12 protein-coding genes are annotated in these 16,466 nt (G+C 65.5%); 10 read left to right on the forward strand and 2 right to left on the reverse strand.

Translation table 11 applies throughout. The features are described 5' to 3' along the window. Positions 1-136 precede the first annotated feature (136 nt). From M1P90_RS10420 to M1P90_RS10455, 8 genes are all read left to right on the forward strand, one after another. Positions 137-922 (forward strand): SDR family NAD(P)-dependent oxidoreductase, encoded by a 786-nt coding sequence (locus M1P90_RS10420; RefSeq protein ID WP_483702552.1) that lies wholly within the window; start codon positions 137-139, stop codon positions 920-922. Further along, positions 922-1,932, forward strand: coding sequence for a mevalonate kinase (gene mvk / locus M1P90_RS10425; RefSeq protein WP_483702553.1), 1,011 nt, complete (start codon positions 922-924; stop codon positions 1,930-1,932). The genes M1P90_RS10420 and mvk overlap by 1 nt, the downstream gene beginning before the upstream one ends. A 243-nt stretch (positions 1,933-2,175) precedes the next feature. Then, complete coding sequence (locus M1P90_RS10430; RefSeq protein WP_483702554.1) at positions 2,176-2,820, forward strand: cyclase family protein; 645 nt, start codon at positions 2,176-2,178, stop codon at positions 2,818-2,820. Positions 2,821-3,044: 224 nt separating this feature from the next. After that, entirely contained in the window at positions 3,045-3,482 is a 438-nt protein-coding gene (locus tag M1P90_RS10435; protein ID WP_483702555.1) for an SET domain-containing protein, read from the forward strand. Beyond that, positions 3,479-5,170, forward strand: a complete 1,692-nt coding sequence (locus M1P90_RS10440) for an NAD(P)-dependent oxidoreductase (RefSeq protein WP_483702556.1) — start codon at positions 3,479-3,481, stop codon at positions 5,168-5,170. Before M1P90_RS10435 ends, M1P90_RS10440 begins: the two co-directional genes overlap by 4 nt. A 120-nt stretch (positions 5,171-5,290) precedes the next feature. Continuing rightward, a complete protein-coding gene (locus M1P90_RS10445; protein ID WP_483702557.1) occupies positions 5,291-6,319 on the forward strand; it encodes a Gfo/Idh/MocA family protein in 1,029 nt (342 codons plus the stop codon). Between the two features lie 250 nt (positions 6,320-6,569). Further along, positions 6,570-8,354, forward strand: coding sequence for a D-apionate lactonase family protein (locus tag M1P90_RS10450; protein ID WP_483702558.1), 1,785 nt, complete (start codon positions 6,570-6,572; stop codon positions 8,352-8,354). A gap of 152 nt (positions 8,355-8,506) precedes the next feature. Next, positions 8,507-9,520, forward strand: coding sequence for an alcohol dehydrogenase catalytic domain-containing protein (locus tag M1P90_RS10455; RefSeq protein ID WP_483702559.1), 1,014 nt, complete (start codon positions 8,507-8,509; stop codon positions 9,518-9,520). Between the two features lie 255 nt (positions 9,521-9,775). On the opposite strand, the gene M1P90_RS10460 is transcribed toward M1P90_RS10455, so the two are convergent. Further along, positions 9,776-10,453, reverse strand: coding sequence for a rhomboid family intramembrane serine protease (locus M1P90_RS10460; RefSeq protein ID WP_483702560.1), 678 nt, complete (start codon positions 10,451-10,453; stop codon positions 9,776-9,778). 218 nt (positions 10,454-10,671) lie between these two features. After that, positions 10,672-11,739 (reverse strand): glycosyltransferase family 4 protein, encoded by a 1,068-nt coding sequence (locus M1P90_RS10465; protein ID WP_483702561.1) that lies wholly within the window; start codon positions 11,737-11,739, stop codon positions 10,672-10,674. A 253-nt stretch (positions 11,740-11,992) separates the two neighbouring features. On the opposite strand from M1P90_RS10465, the gene M1P90_RS10470 reads away from it, so the two are divergent. Continuing rightward, complete coding sequence (locus tag M1P90_RS10470) at positions 11,993-14,779, forward strand: AAA-like domain-containing protein (protein ID WP_483702562.1); 2,787 nt, start codon at positions 11,993-11,995, stop codon at positions 14,777-14,779. Further along, positions 14,776-16,335: an AAA-like domain-containing protein gene (locus M1P90_RS10475; protein WP_483702563.1), complete on the forward strand. Its 1,560-nt coding sequence runs from the start codon at positions 14,776-14,778 to the stop codon at positions 16,333-16,335. Before M1P90_RS10470 ends, M1P90_RS10475 begins: the two co-directional genes overlap by 4 nt. The last annotated feature ends 131 nt before the right edge of the window (positions 16,336-16,466 follow it).

The following is a 16,466-nucleotide window of genomic DNA, read 5'->3' on the forward strand; positions in this document are numbered from 1 at the left end:
CTAAAATCTCCGTGCCTCTGTGTCTCTGTGGTGAAATTCCGTTTTCACTGGAGGCCAGAAACCTGCAACCCCGAATTTGACAATCCCCGCCACCTGCGCGTAGTATAACATCATACCAATTTACACAGGCGAACACATGAACAACAACGCGCTGCTCGAACTCTTTTCGCTGTGGGGCCGCGTCGCGCTGGTGACGGGCGCGAGCGGCGGGATCGGGAGCGCGCTGGCGCAGGGGCTCGCCGCGGCCGGCGCGGAGGTCGCGCTCAGCGGGCGCTCGCCCGAGCGGCTGGCCGCGCTCCAGCAGCACATTCGCGACGACGGCGGCGATGCGACGATCTTCCCGGCCGACCTTGGTGCGCCCGATCAGCTTGCGCCGCTGGCCGCAGCGGTTGGCGCGCACTACGGCCAGATCGACATTCTGCTCAACTGCGCGGGCACCAACCAGCGCATGCCCATCGCCGCCGTGACGCCAGCCGTCTACGACACGATCATGGACACCAACCTGCGCAGCGCGTACTTTCTCAGCCAGGCCGCCCTGCCCCTGCTGATCAAGGCCGGCGGCGGCAAGATCGTCAATGTCGGCTCGCTCACCAGCGCGGTCGGCCTGGCCGACGTGTCGGTCTATGGAATGAGCAAAAGCGCGCTGGCGCAGCTCACCAAAACCCAGGCGATCGAGTGGGCGCAGCACAACATTCAGGCCAACTGCCTGTGCCCCGGCTTTATCGCCACCGAGCTGACCGCGCCGCTGTGGAACGACCCCGCGCGCAGCCGCTGGATGCTCGACCGCATCCCCGGCAAGCGCGCTGGCACGCCCGCCGACCTTGTCGGCATGGCGGTGTTTCTGGCCTCGCGCGCCTCGGATTATGTGACCGGGCAGACCATGTTTGTGGACGGCGGCTTCACCGCCGGGAGCCAGTGGTGATGGGAACAATACGCGTGGTGGCCCCGGCCAAAGCCATTCTGTTTGGCGAACATGCCGTCAATCGCGGCCAGCGCGCACTTGCCGTGAGTGTTGGCCTCATGGCGCGCTGCACGCTGGAAACGGGCGGCGCAGGCTACCGGCTGCGCAGCGGCGAGCGCTGCCACACCACCACGCGCGACGCGATCCTTGCGCTGGGCGCGCACATCGACGCGTGGCGCGCCGCCGAAGAGTATGCCGCCATCCAGCAGCTCGCGGCGAGCGAGTTTTTTGCGCCGGCGCTGTATGTGCTGGCCGCGCTCGGCAACGCGCTGCCCGCCGCCCTCGGCATTTCGTTCAGCAGCGAAATCCCGCCCTCGGCCGGGCTCGGTTCGGGCGGCGCGCTGTTTGCCGCGCTGGCCTCCGGCCTCGCCGCGCTACTCGGCCGCCCCGCCGACGCGCAGATCGGCGCGTGGGCGCAGCGCGGCGACATCGTGGCGCACGGCGGCGTGGCGTCGGGCCTCGACACGCAGACATCGCTGCACGGCGGCGCGATCCGCTACACTGCCGCGCACGGCGCCGCGCCGCTGGCTTGCCCCGCCGGCCTCGCGCTGGTGATCGGCAACACCGGCGTGGTTGCGGCCACCAGCGCCGTGAATGGCCGCGTGCGCGCATGGCTGGCCGAGCAACCGGCGCGCCTGCACTACTTTCACGAGATCGGCCTGCTGGCGGGCTATGCCGAGGCGGCGCTGCTGGCCGGCAACTGGCCCGAGCTGGGCCGGCTGATGAACCTGAACCAGCTTGTTCTGGAGCGCATCGGCGTGTCCTGCCCCGAGCTGGACGCGCTGAACACGGCGGCGCTGGCGGCTGGCGCGCTGGGGGCCAAGCTCGCCGGCTCGGGCGGCGGCGGCATCATGGTCGCCCTCGCCGCACCCGATGCGGTCGCGCCGGTAGCGGCGGCAATCGAGCGGGCGGGCGGCACCGCCATCGTCGCGCCAATCGGCGTGCCAGGGGCGCGGGTGGAGGCGGGGTGAAGTTTTGAGTTTTGAGTGCTGAATGTTAAGCAGTCAGGGAGCAGTCGGCAGTTGGCAGTTAGCAGTAAACAATGATCAGCAATGCACAAACCTTCAACCGTAAAGGGTTTAGGGTCCGGAGTTTTGGTATTGAGCCTGCTAACCTTCAAACTTGCACCCCCAACATCTCCGTGCCTCTGTGTCTCTGTGGTAAATTTTTCGGTCGTCTTTTGCGCCTTCGTGGTGAAATAAAGGACTATTCGCATGAACAATAAACGCATCACCGACCTGACCCACATCATGATCCCGGGGCAGGAGCAGTACGGCCTCGAAGTCAAGCAGCGCAACGAGCGCCACGGCGCCACCGGCGACATCATGAGCGACGTGTACATGTGGTCGCACGTTGGCACGCATGTCGAGGTGCCGCTCCACTTCTACGCCAGCGGCAAAGACACCGCCGCGCTGCCGCTCGACCTCTTCATGGGGCCGGCCATCCGGCTCGACTTCCGCCACAAGCAGGTCAACGAGCCAATCACACTGGCCGATTTCCAGGCGGCGGGCGACATCCAGCCCGGCGATCATGTCATCATGTGGCAGGGCCGCGAAGACCAGTACCGCACCAGCACCTCGCACCAGCGGCCCTACGTCACCGAGGAAGCGGCGGCCTGGCTGCTGGAAGACCGCAAGGTGCGCCTGCTCGGCACCGACAGCTCGGGCTTCGAGGTGCGCGGCGTGACGGGTCACCCCAACCACACGCGCTGGTTCGCCCACGACGCTGCCGTGCTTGAGTGCCTGCGCAACCTGGGCGCGATCCACAACCAGCGCTTCTACCTTGTGGCGCTGCCGCTGCCCGTGCAGGGGCTGGATGCCTGCCCGGTGCGCGCAATCGCGATTGAGGATGACGTTTAGGCCCACTGCCATAAGGACCCCAGAAATGTTTACCACGGAGGCACGGAGGCACAGAGGGCTCTATAGCGATTTCCGGAACAATTGACCACTCATATGCCAACGAGAAAGGCGTTGTAGTACGGAAATGTCACTGCCTTCTGCATCCAGCCGACTGCAAACTGCTATAGGCTGCTATAAAATCCTGGTGTCTTTGTGGCAACGTCAATATTTGCGATGAGAAAGCCATGAGCTACGCGACTGCGCCAGTGACGATGTGGTTCGATCAGCGGATTGTGCTGCGGCGTTCGCCCATCCACGGCCTCGGCACCTACGCCACCGACGCGATTGGCGCGGGCGAGCTGCTGATCCTGGTGACCGGCGGGATTGTGTTCAGCCAGCAGGAATGGGACGCGGGCAACATCCAGCTTGAGGCCGAAATGTACAACCAGGAACGCCTGCCCGACGGTCGCTTCGTCGTGACGCCCAAGCTCTTCCACTATTATGTCAATCATTCCTGCGAGCCCAACATTGTCGATCTCGCGCGCAACCCAAGTGCCACGCAATATGCCGCCATCCGCGACATTCGCGCAGGCGAAGAGCTGACTGCCGACTACTACACAGAAGCGACACTGGCCGCATGCGCGTGCGGTTCGCCGCGCTGCCGATGGACGAAAACGCAATGAGCACAAACCCCGCGCCGGCCGTTCGCATCGGCTCGGCACTCTTCAACGCCGACCACACGCGCCTGGGCGATGAGCTGGCGCGCACCGTCGCGGCGGGCGTCGATTTCCTGCATTTCGACGTGTTCGACGGCCATTTCGTGCCCGATCTGGCGTTTCCGCCGCGCACGCTCGCCGCGCTGCGCCCGCTTACGAACCTGCCCTTCGAAGTGCATCTGGCCGCCAGCGAGCCACTGCGCTTTCTGCCCGCGCTCAAGGCTGCCGGTGCCGATCTGGTGTTTCTGCCCGCCGAAAGCACGCCGCTGCTGTACGAAGCGATCTTCGCGGTGCGCGAGCTGGGGCTGCGCGCTGGTTTGTGCCTGGCGCTTGGCACGTCGCTCGGCGTGCTCGAACCCGTGCTGCCGCTGCTCGACGCGGTATTGCTGCTTGGGCGCGTCACCGGCGAGGGCCAGCGCGGGCGCGATTTCAACGACCTGCTGCTGGGGCGGGTGCGCGCGGCGCGGGCAATGATCGACGCGGGCGGGCGCGCAATCGATCTGCAAGCCGCGGGCGGGCTGGAAACCGAGCACTGCCGCGCGGCAGTCGCTGCTGGCGCAACATCGCTGCCGATTGGCGCGGCGCTGCACCGCGAGCCCGACATGGCCGCGTTTGTCGCGCACTTGCGCAGCTTCGTCGATGTAGAACAGCAAGCACCGGTTGGCACTGCTGTACTCAACACTCAAAACTCAACATTCAACACTCAATCCTACAAAGTGCTGATCGCCTCGCGCTCGTTCGGGCCGAACTGCCCGGCCGCGCTGGAGCGCATGCGCGCCGCCGGCTGCGAGCTGATCGCTAACCCGTGGGGACGCTCGCCCAGCGAGGCCGAGCTGCTTGAGCGCATTGGCGACATCGACGCGCTTGTTTCGGGCACCGAGCCAGTCACGGCGCGCGTGCTGGCGGCCGCGCCGCGCCTGAAGGTCATTGCCAAGCACGGCGTCGGTTACGAGAATATCGACCTCGACGCGGCACGCGCGCGCGGTATCCCGGTGGCGCTGGCCGGCGGTGCGATCACCGACTCGGTGGCAGATATGGCGCTGGCGCTGCTGCTGGCACTGGCGCGGCAGGTTCCTGCCGGCGACCGGGCGGTGCGGGCGGGCGGCTGGCCGCGCACGATCGGCACCGAGTTGCGCGGCAAGACGCTTGGCGTCGTTGGCCTGGGGCAGATCGGCAAGGCAGTGTGCCGGCGCGCCGTTGGCTTTGGCCTGCGCCTCGCCGCCTACGACAAATTTCCCGACACGCGCTTCGCCGCGAGCTGGGGCGTGCGCCTGCTGCCGCTCGACGCGCTGCTGGCCGAGGCCGACATTGTGTCGCTCCACGCGCCCGCCTCGCCCGAAACCCACCACCTGATCAACCGCGAGTCGCTGGCGAGGATGAAGCCCGGCGCGCTGCTCGTCAACACTGCGCGCGGCGACCTTGTGGACGAAGATGCGCTGGCCGAGGCATTGGCGAACGGGCAGCTGGGCGGTGCCGCCGCCGACGTCTTCGCTGCCGAGCCGCCGCGTGGCAGCCCATTGCTCGCGCTCGATAATTTCATTGCCACGCCGCACAGCGCCGCCCAAACCGCAGACGGCCTGCGCGCCATGGGCGAGATCACCGCCGAGAACGCGCTGCGTGTGCTGGCCGGCGGCACACCGCTTTTCCAAGTTTAGCGGGAAGCATCCACAGATTTCACAGATTACGGGTGTTGGCAGTCGCCACTTGCCCTTCACCTATCCCAAATAATCTGCGTCATCTGCGTAATCTGTGGATATATCAGGAAGCATAGCCCAATGCAAAATCTGCGCTTTGCCATCCTCGGCACCGGCTTCTGGGCGCGCTACCAGCTAGCGGGCTGGCGCGAGCTGCCCGGCGTGGAGTGCGTCGCGCTCTACAACCGCACCCGCGCGAAGGCCGAAGCGCTCGCCCGCGAGTTTGGCGTGCCCGCCGTCTACGACGACGCCGAGGAACTATTGCGCAGCGAGCGGCTCGATTTCGTCGATATCATCACCGACGTCGACACGCACAGCCAGTTTGTGCACCTTGCCGCCGCGCACAGCGTGCCCGCGATCTGCCAGAAGCCGCTCGCGCCCAGCTACGAAACCGCCGCCAGCATGGTTGAAGCCTGCCGCGCGGCGGGCGTGCCGCTGCTGGTGCACGAAAATTTCCGCTGGCAGGAAACAGTGCGACAGGTCAGGCGCGTGCTCGACGATGGCGCGATCGGGCGGGTCTTTCGCGCCCGCATCGATTTCATCTCTGGTTTTCCCGTCTTCGCCAACCAGCCCTTTCTGCGCACGCTGGAGCAGTTTATCATCACCGACGTTGGCAGCCACACGCTCGATGTCGCGCGCTTCCTGTTTGGCGAGCCGCGCCGCGTCTTTTGCGCCACTCGCCGCGTCCACCCCGACATTCGGGGCGAAGATGTGGCAACCGTGCAGCTCGAAACCGACGCGGCGACCGTGCTGTGCCAGATGGCCTATGCCGAAAACCCGCAGGAGCACGAAACTTTCCCGGCCATGCGTATGTTCATCGAAGGCACGCTTGGCACGCTGGAGCTTGCGCCCGACCACTGGCTGCGTGTGACGACCGCCGCCGGCACGCTGGCCCGCCGCTGCCCGCCGCCGCGCTACCCCTGGGCCGACCCGGCCTACGCCGTGGTGCACGCCAGCATTGTGCCCTGCAACGCCAACCTGCTCGGCGCGCTGCGCGGCGATGCCCCCGCCGAAACCACGGGCGACGACAACCTGCGCACGGTGCGGCTGGTCTTCGCCGCCTACGAGTCCGCCGCCAGCGGGCAGCCGGTCGCGGTTGGTGAGGGGTGAGTGGGTGACGGGGTGACAGTCGGCAGTATGCAGTTGGCAGTCGGCAGCGCAGGGCGACGAAACGCTCTCCTAATCGTAAATCGTAAATCCTTCAATCTTCGCGCTCTTTGCGCTCTTTGCGGTGAATAGGTCCTTCGTCTTCGTCTTTCTTCCTTCTCTGTGCCGCAGTTCGGGCACGATGCATCGTGCCCTGACAGAGCAAAAATGCTACTGATGGTCGGTCGTTGGTTGTCGCAGCAAGGAATCGCTTATGCCAACTCAAGTCGAACCGATTGCACTGCGCGCCGGCCCGCTGGCGCTGCGCTTTGTTGGTGGCGAGCTGCGCGGGCTGCGGCTTGGCGGGCGCGAAATCCTTCAGCGCATCTGCGTCGCCGTGCGCGACCAAAACTGGGGCACGGTGCCCGCCACGCTCAGCAATGTGCAGGTCGCGCAGGCCGAGCGCTCGTTCCGCATCAGCTTCGACGCGGCGCACCAGCACGCGCCAATCGACTTCGCGTGGCGCGGCGAGATCACCGGCGACACCGACGGCACGGTGCGCTTCGCGCTCGATGGCGCGGCGCGCAGCGATTTTCTGCGCAGCCGGATCGGCTTCTGCGTGCTGCACCCGCTGGCCTGTGCCGGCGCGCCCGCCCGCATCACCCACACCGACGGCACCGAAGAAAACAGCCATTTCCCGCAGCTCATCGCGCCGCAAGCCCTGCGCAACGGCACCATCCAGCCGCACCACCCCTTCTCCGAAATGCGCGCGCTGGCCCACGAAATCGCGCCCGGCCAGTGGGCCACGCTCGAATTCGCCGGCGACATCTTCGAGCTGGAAGACCAGCGCAACTGGATCGACGGCTCGTTCAAAACCTACGGCACGCCGCTGCGCCTGCCCTTCCCGGTGCCCATCGCCGCCGGCACGCGCATCGCGCAAAGCGTCACGCTCACGCTCGCCAGTGCCGACCTTGCCGCCACGGCAGCAAGCGAAAGCGGGCCGATGCTGGTTGAAATCGATGCCGGGCGCACGATCGGCCGCCTGCCGCGCATTGGCCTCGGTATCGGCCCCGAAACCCCGCCGCTGGATGCCCGGACGATTGCGCTGCTCAAGACACTCCATCCCGCCCACTTGCGCGTCGATCTGCTTCTGGCCGACGCGGATTATCCCGCCGCGCTGGAGCGCGCCGTCAGCGCCGCCCACGCCCTCGGCTGCACGCTCGAAGTCGCACTGCACTGCTCCGACGCCACCGCGCACGAACTGGCCGCGCTGGCGGCAATAGTGCGCGATACCGCGCCGCCGGTTGGCGCGTGGCTCCTGTTCCGGCGCGGCGCAAAAACCACCCCGCCCGAGCTGGCCGCGCTGGCCCGCGCAACGCTCCCGCCCGGCACGCCCGTCGGCGGCGGCACCGACGCCTACTTCGCCGAGCTGAATCGCCAGCGCCCGCCCCTCGGCGCATTCGACTTGCTGTGCTACTCGGCCAACCCGCAGGTGCACGCCACCGACGACGAAACCCTGGCCGCCGCCTGCGCCGCCCTGGCCGATACGCTGCGCACCGTGCAGGCATTCGCGCCCGGCACGCCGCTGGCCGTCACGCCCATCACGCTGCGCCCGCGCTTCAACCCCAACGCCACCGCGCCCGAGCCGCCGCCCGCCCCCGATCCGCGCCAGCGCACGTCGTTCGGCGCGGCGTGGACGCTTGGCTGCCTGCAACACCTCGCGGCGGGCGGCGCGTCGAGCGCAACCTTCTACGAGGCGGCCGGCCCGCGCGGCGTGCAAGAGGATGGCGACGTCTTTCCGCTGTTCCACGCGCTGGCCGCCGCGTGCGAGTTCGCGGGCGCGGATGTTCTTGCCGCCAAAACGTCCGACCCGCAGCGCATTGCAGTGCTTGCCTTGCGCGCGGGCGGGCGGCTGGGTGCCTTGCTCGCCAACCTCGCCGCCGAGCCACAGCAGATCCAGCTCAGCGGTCTGGGCACAGCCGCCCGTCTGCACACCCTCGCGCCGCACGCCTTTATTCAGCTAGATGGGGATGGTCGGGAATCGGAAGGAGCGGGGTGAGCGCAGAGCGTAGAGCGTAGAGCATTCACCTCAATCGTAAATCCTTTGCGCTCTTCGCGTTCTTTGCGGTGAAAATTCCGGTCGTCAGTCGTCCTTCGTCGGCCATCGCGCAACCTGCAACCTTCAAACCTGCAACTATAAAAGGAAAACCCATGCGAGCAGCAATCATCGACGCCCCCTTTGCGATGCACATAGGCGAGTGGGCCACGCCCACGCCCGGTCCCGGCGAAGTGCTGGTCGCCGTGCGCGCCACCGGCATCTGCGCGAGCGACATGTACATCTATCGCGGCACAAACCCCTACGCGAGCTACCCGATCATCGGTGGGCACGAGATCGCCGGCAGGGTTGCGGCCGTCGGCGCGGGCGTAGCGGGGCTGGCCGAGGGCGCGCGTGTCGTCGTGGAGCCATTTATTGGCTGCGGCAGCTGCTACCCCTGCCGGGTCGGCAAATCAAACTGCTGCGCGAATCTCCAGATCATCGGCGCGCACCGGGCGGGCGGCTTTGCGGAATATGTGCTCGCGCCCGCCGCAAACATCCACCCGGTTCCCGAAGGCATGGCGCTTGGCCTGGCCGCCTTTGCCGAGCCAGTTGCGATTGGCGTGCAAGCCTGCCGGCGCGGCGCAGTCGCAGCGGGCGAGCGTGTGCTCATTCTGGGCTGCGGGCCAATCGGCCTGGCGCTGATCGAAGTGGCGCGGGCACGCGGCGCGCGGCCAGTCGCCGTCGATCTGCTGCCCGAGCGGCTTGCAACCGCGCGCAGCCTCGGCGCGGAAACGCTGGAAGCGGGCGATGGCTTGCTGGAGCGCGTGCTGGAGCAGACGAATGGCGAGGGCGCGCCAGTTGTAATCGAGGCGACCGGCGCAGTGCCCGCAATCGAGCAGACCGTCGATCTGGTTGCGGCGGGCGGGCGCATTGTGATTGTGGGGCTGGTCAAGCGCGGCGTTGGCGTGAGCTTCCCGGGGCTGGATTTCACGCGCAAAGAAATGACGGTGGTGGGCTCACGTGCCTCGGTGGATTGCTTCCCCGAGGCGCTGGCGCTGCTGGCGAGCGGCGCAATCGCCTACCCGCGCGCCGCCAGCGAGTTCAGCATGTGGGATGCGCCGGCTGTGTTCGCGAGTATGGCTGCCGACCCGGCCAGCGTGCAGAAAGGCGTGCTGGTGGTGGAATAAAAAAGGCTGCCCTCTGCGGGCAGCCTGTGAAAAATTTGTGGGCGGCAGTAAATGTGTAACGCTGACAAAAGGTTGATGCTGTCAGTAAAATCAATCGCCGCCATTTCATCGTTCTGCATATATAAATGCGCTGGTACGGCGATTTGGTACGGCGCTACGATAACAGTTTGTTCATCCCAAACCGACGGAAATAAAAAGAAGGCGTGAAGAGCTTGCGGCTCTTCACGCCTTCCTGTTGTGGTAAACGCCTGCTCGCTAGCGCAAATTCGTGCGTCGCGTGCCAGCCGCGAGCTGCGGGCGGGCCATCCCGCGCAGCAGGAAGGTCAGCACCAGGCCGGCCAGGAAGCCGCCGACGTGCGCGGCATAGGCCACGCCATCGGTCTGCGCCGTGTCGGCAATGCTGGCGAACCCATTCACGAACTGCAGCACAATCCACAGGCCGATCATCACATAGGCCGGCACGGATGTGAGCATGCCGCCCATCAGCACGCGCACGCGGTTCGACCCGAACATGACAATATACGCCGCCAGCACGCCCGAGATCGCGCCGCTCGCGCCCACGCCCGGGATGGTCGAGCTGGTGTTCAGGAAGACCTGCGCCAGGCTTGCGACAATGCCGGTGACAAAGTAGAACGCGGTGTACAGGCCATGCCCAAACGCATCTTCAACATTATCGCCAAAGATCCACAGAAAGAGCATATTGCCTAACAGGTGTGCCCAGCCGCCGTGCAGGAACATCGACGTGATCAGCGTTATCAGCCCGCGCCCGGCCATAATCTCGGCCGGCACCGTGCCCCACTGCGTAATAAAGGCATCCAGGTTCGGGTTTGGCAGCTCCAGCAGCACAAACACCAGCACGTTGATCGCGATCAGCACGTACGTAACAATCGGCAGTGTTCGTCGCCCGCTGTTGTCATCGCCTAACGGCATCATCGGCGGCCTCCTCGTTCCTTCAAAAAAACTTCGTGTAGCGAAATGCACGAGTCGTGCCACGGATGCAGACGCGCCAGATACCCTTAAAAGCACATTCGCTGTGATGACCACGCACTACGTTCTTAGCATCATAGTGCGTAGTGCGTATGGTGTGTCTTGCTCTCCAAATCCTCCCAAGATTCGTGTCTTCGTGCCTTCGTGGTTATGGAACCCAACTATCACTCCCCCAGCAGCTTGCGATACAGCGCGGCAAAGCCTTCGCCAAGCTGGTCGTAGCCAAACGAGCGCACAATCTTCTCGCGGCCGTGCTCGCCAAAGCGCCGGCGCAGCGCGGCATCCTCGCCGAGCGCGCGCACAGCCGCCGCATAGGCCGCCACGTCGTTGCGCGGGCATAGAAAGCCGTTCTCGCCGTCGTCCACAACCTCGGGCAGCGCGGAAATGTTGGTAGTGACTACCGGGCGGCCGCACAGCATGGCCTCGGCCGGCGCGATGCCAAAGCCCTCCAGCCGCGAGGGAAACAGCATGATGTCGCAGCTCTGGTAGGCCGCCACCAGCCCGGCGCGGTCGGGCGTGCCGATGTTGACCATGCGTGGGTGCGTTGGCAGCGCGCCCGTGTTCTGAAAGCCGCCGTTGTAGTACAGCACATAGTCGTCGGGCAGCAAGTCCATGATTTTCGGCAGCAGGTCGAAGCCCTTGCGGCGCGTGCGATTGCCAATGAACAGCAGGCGGATGCGCTCGGGGCGCGGCGGCAGGCCGTCGTCGCGGCGGGCCATGCCGGGCGGCGGCACAAACACCTCGGTGTCCATCCCGTCGTAGATCAGCACAGTATCGCGGCGGCCGTAGGTCGCTTCCACATGGCGCTGCGTGTAGCGCGACACACACACGACCGCGTCGGCGTCGCGGATCGACCAGCCGTCGTAGCGGCTTTCGACCAGGCGGTAGAAGATGCGCTGCTGCAGCGAAGAATACGGCTGCAGCTCGGGGTCGGTAGTCAGGTGGTGCACGGTGGTGACCAGCGGGCGGCCAGGGGCGCGCAGCGCGAAGGCCACCCGCGAACGGCCCTGCACAATGTCGAAGCCTTCGTACCAGCGCGCCGGCAGCCCGCGCTGGATCAGGAAGGGCGCGAAGTTATACATCTCGCGCAGGCGCAGCAGCTCGGCACCGGGCAAGCCGGCGCGCCGCACCGCGCGCAAAATATTCTGGATGCCAAAATCCACGCCGCCGCGCCCGGTTGGCGAAACATACAAAGGCCGGATCGCGCGCGCGGCGTTCGGTTGGTGTGCCACAAATAGTCTCCACAAAAAGCCATACGGCTGCCCAGTATACACCAGGTCGCGCCGGGCGCTTTTTATACGAAAAAATACGTATATACAAATCCTTCTACATCTTGTACTATACGCCTACCTAAACGTATTCAGGTTTCCAGCAACCACTAACGCTGCCCGCTTGTGCCGGGCGCGGCTTTGCATACCTTTCGCAGGTCAGGAGTTAGCTGCCTAGCGCCAATTAACGTTGGGCCTTCGCATGGAAAGCTGCGCCATGGATTATCTTGACTTTGATATCGACATCGAGCGCAGCGGCACAGCCTACCGCGCAACGTTCAACTCACCGGCCGGGCAGGTCACGCAAGATTTCGTCGTCCCCTTTACCGAGCAGGATCTTGAGATCGCACTGCTGCGTTTTGGCCGCCCGCAGCGCGGTACGCGCCGTATCGAGAATCCCGAAACGGAGTACGCTCGCAGCTTTGGCTCGCGCCTGTTCGCGGCCGTGTTCGATGGCGAGGCGCGCGCCTGCCTGCGCAGCAGCATCGACGAAGCCCAGCGCCAGAATGCCGGCCTGCGCGTGCGCCTGCGCCTGACTGGCACGCCCGAGCTGACCGACCTGCCCTGGGAATTCATGTATAACCCCGCACTCAACCGCTTTCTCGCGCTGTCTTCGCAAACACCGCTGGTGCGCTACCTCGAAATGCCCGAGCGCGTGCGCCCGCTGTCAATTTCGCCGCCGCTGCGCATCCTAGCGGTGATCTCCAGCCCGCGTGGCTACCCGCCGCTCAATGTCGAAGACGAGTGGCAGAAGCTTTCGACCGCGCTGGCCGACCTGCAAGCACGCGGTGTTGTGCAGATCGAACGGCTGGCCGCACCCACGCTTTCGGCATTGCAGCGCCAGCTGCGGCGTGGCAGCTACCATGTGCTGCATTTCATCGGGCACGGCTCGTTCGACGAGCAGCAGCAGGATGGCGTGCTGCTGATGGAAGACAGCGAGGGCTATGGCGCGCGCGTGAGCAGCCGCGACCTCGGCGTGATTCTGCACGACCACGGCGCGCTGCGGCTGGTGGTGCTGAACGCCTGCGAGGGTGGCCGTTCCAGCCGCACCGACCCCTTTGCCGGCGCGGCGCAGTCGCTTGTGCAGCAGGGCATCCCGGCAGTAATCGCCATGCAGTTTCCCGTCACCGACGAGGCGGCGATTACGTTTTCGGAAGGCTTCTATGGCGCGCTGACCGACGGCTACCCGGTCGATGGCGGGCTGGCCGAGGCGCGCAAGGAGCTATTAGCCAGCGGCGCGGGCACCGAGTGGGGCACGCCAGTGCTGTATATGCGCTCGCCCGATGGCCGCCTGTTTGAGTTTCCCAAGCTCGACGAGCGCGCCGCCAGCGCGGCACCCGCGCCCGTTGCCCAGCAGCCAGTCGCCGCGCCGGCCGCGCGCACGTTTGCCGCCGCGCCAGCGCCCGTCATGCAGAGCTTCGTGCCCGCGCCGCTGCTGCCCACGCCGCCAACCATGCCTGCGCGCCCGGTGCGCCGGGCCGCCCGCAGCGCCAGCGTGTTCATCAGCTACAAGCGCAACACCCGCCTCGACGAGCCGCTGGCGCGCATTCTCTACGAAAGCCTGCGCGCTGCCGGCCACGACGTATTTATCGACCAGAAAATGCACGTTGGCGTGCAGTGGGCGCGCGAGATCGAGCAGCGCATCCTGGCCAGCGACTATGTGATTGTGCTGCTGTCTGAAGAATCGGTGGGCAGTGAAATGGTGGCGATGGAAGTGGAGTGCGCGGCGGCCCAGATGCAGAGCAAGAGCAAGGCCTGCCTGCTGCCGGTGCGCATTGCCTACGCCAGCGCGCTGCCCTACGAGCTGAGCCACCTGCTCGACAAAATTCAATACACCTCGTGGAACGACGACGGCGGCACTGCCGCGCTGATCGACCAGCTGCTCGACGCGATTGACGCGCGCGTGAACCTGCCCCACGCCGCCCCGGCCACGCCCAGCGCGCCACCGCCCGATGCCACGCCACGCCCCGCCGCCGACCCGCGCTTCATCGAGTCGCTCCACGAGCCGGGCGGCAGCATGCGCCTCAACTCCGACATGTATATCGAGCGCGACGCCGACCGCCGCCTGCAGCGCGAGATGAGCAAGCCCGAAGGCACCACCATCACCATTCGCGCGCCGCGCCAGGCCGGCAAAACCTCGCTGCTGATGCGCGGCATCGCCCAGGCCCAGAAGGCGGGCAGCAAAATCGTGCGCATCGACATGCAGGCGCTCGACGAGCGCGTGACGCAAAGCCTCGATGCCTGCCTGCGCTATTTTGCCGAGCTGATCTTCCGCAGCCTGCGCCTCGACACCGCGCTGGTCGAGCAGGGCTGGAAAAGCTCGCTTGGCGCGCCCGACAAGACCACCTACCTCATGGAAGACCACGTGCTTCCGCTCGGCACGAACATTGTGCTGGCGATCGACGAGGCCGACCGCCTGCTGAGCACGTCGTTCCACGACACGTTTTTCGGCCTGCTGCGCTTCTGGCACAACAACCGCGCCATGAGCGAAGACTGGGACCGCCTGGACATCCTGATGGTCATTTCGACCGAGCCGCACCTGCTGATCAGCGATGTCAGCCAGTCGCCGTTTAATGTTGGAACCAAGCTGGTGCTGCCCGATTTCACGGCAGCGCAACTGGCCGAGCTGAATGGGCGCTACCGCGCGCCGCTCACTGATGCGGAGCTACCCGAATTTCTTGAACTGCTGGGCGGCCACCCCTACCTGAGCAACCGCGCCCTCTACACCATGCTGAATGATCAGGTGAGCTGGCAGCAGCTGAGCGGGAGCGCCACCAGCCCGCAAAGCCCCTTCTACGACCACCTGAAACGCTTTTTGTGGATGCTGCGCGACAAGCCCGACCTGGTCGAGGCGCTGAAGGAGATCATGGCGCGCGGGCGCTGCGCCGACGAAGTGGCATTCTACCGCCTGATGCAGGCTGGCCTCATCCAGGGCGCCGACAGCCAGTCGTGCGCATGCCGCTGCACCTTGTACGAGCGATATTTGAAGGACAAGCTGCAATGACTGCTGAAATGCGCGCGGTCGATTTTTTCAAGGCCGGCGGCACCCTGCATCAGAACGCGCCATCGTACATCACGCGCCCAGCCGACACCGAGCTGTTCAACAAGGCGCTCGCCGGCCAGTTCTGCTATGTGCTCACCTCGCGCCAGCGTGGCAAATCCAGCCTGATGATCCGCACCGCCGGCCGGCTGCGTCGCGCGGGAGTGCGCGTGTCGATCATCGACCTGAGCGGCCTGGGCACGCAGGTGACGCAGGAACAGTGGTACCTGGGCATGATCGCGCGCATCGCCAACGACCTGCGCATTCGCATGGATGTCGAGCAGTGGTGGCGCGAACGCGGCACTGGCGGGCCGATCCAGCGCTTCACCGATTTCCTGCACGACGTCGTGCTCGCGCAGGTCGAAGATCGCGTGGTCGTCTTTCTCGACGAGATCGACTCGACGCTCAAGCTCGATTTCACCGACGACTTCTTCGCCGCCATTCGCGTGATGTACAACGCCCGCGCCAGCAACCCCGAGTACGACCGCCTGACCTTTGTGCTGCTTGGCGTCGCCACCCCCACCGACCTGGTGAAAGACCCCAAGCGCACGCCCTTCAACATTGGCCAGCGCATCGAGCTGCCCGAGCTGCGCCGCAGCGACGCGACGCCGCTTGAAGAAGGGCTCGGCTCGCGCTTTCCCGAGCGCGGCGCGCCCATCCTCGACCGCATTTTTCACTGGACGAACGGCCACCCCTACCTGACGCAGCGCATCTGCCTGGAAGTGGCCGAAGCGCCCGACGGTACCATGAACGACGACGAGCTGGATGCCATCGTCGAGCGGCTGTTTCTTTCCGACGAAGCGCGCAAAAAAGAAAACAACCTCAACTATGTCGACAGCGCAATCAAGGCCATTGCCGACCGCCGCCCGCTGATGAAGCTGTATCGGCGCATCTTTGGCGGCGAAAGCGTGCCCGAAGACAAGCGCGACCCCGCGCAGGAACGTTTGCGCCTGGTAGGCCTGATCCGCGCCGAAGATGGCGTGCTGCACGTGCGCAACCGCATCTACGAGCGCGTATTCGACCAGCCGTGGATCCAGCAGAACACGCCGCGCAACAACACCAAGCTTGTCTCGATCCTCGCGGCGGTGGTGGTTGTGCTTGCGCTGGCACTGGTGGCGTTCACGGCCTACCAGAACCAGCAGCATAAACTTGAGGCCTACCGGCAGGCCTATAGCACCGGCTTTGCCAGCAGCAACAGCGCTGTCCTCAAACTCAATAACCTCCGGCTGCTGTGCGGGGTCGACCCAGATATGGCGCGCAATCTGTTCTACGGCCGTAAAGTCGCAAATTTGCCACTCACTTCGCCGGAACAACGCCGCGACCTGTTCGACCAACTGCGCGACAGCAGTGTCGCAACGGATCTGAAACTTGCCATCCCATGCTTGCAGCCACAGTCGCCGCTTTCTGCCAGCGAGCACGACCAGCTGCTGCCTGCCATGCAGGGCGCTGCCTGCCGCGCCGGCCTGAAAGACGACCAGCAGGTGCGCGACGCGCTTGGCGCGTTCAGCTGCTCCGCCTAACGGAACAACGAGAATTTGCTCACCACGGAGACACGGAGGCACGGAGAAACAGATCAAGAAATGATCCTACAGGACTATGTCAAAATTGGAATAAGAACGAGAACTATCTACAGATTCTGCAGATTCCACAG

It is taken from the genome of Kouleothrix sp. 19917 (genome assembly GCF_057073505.1).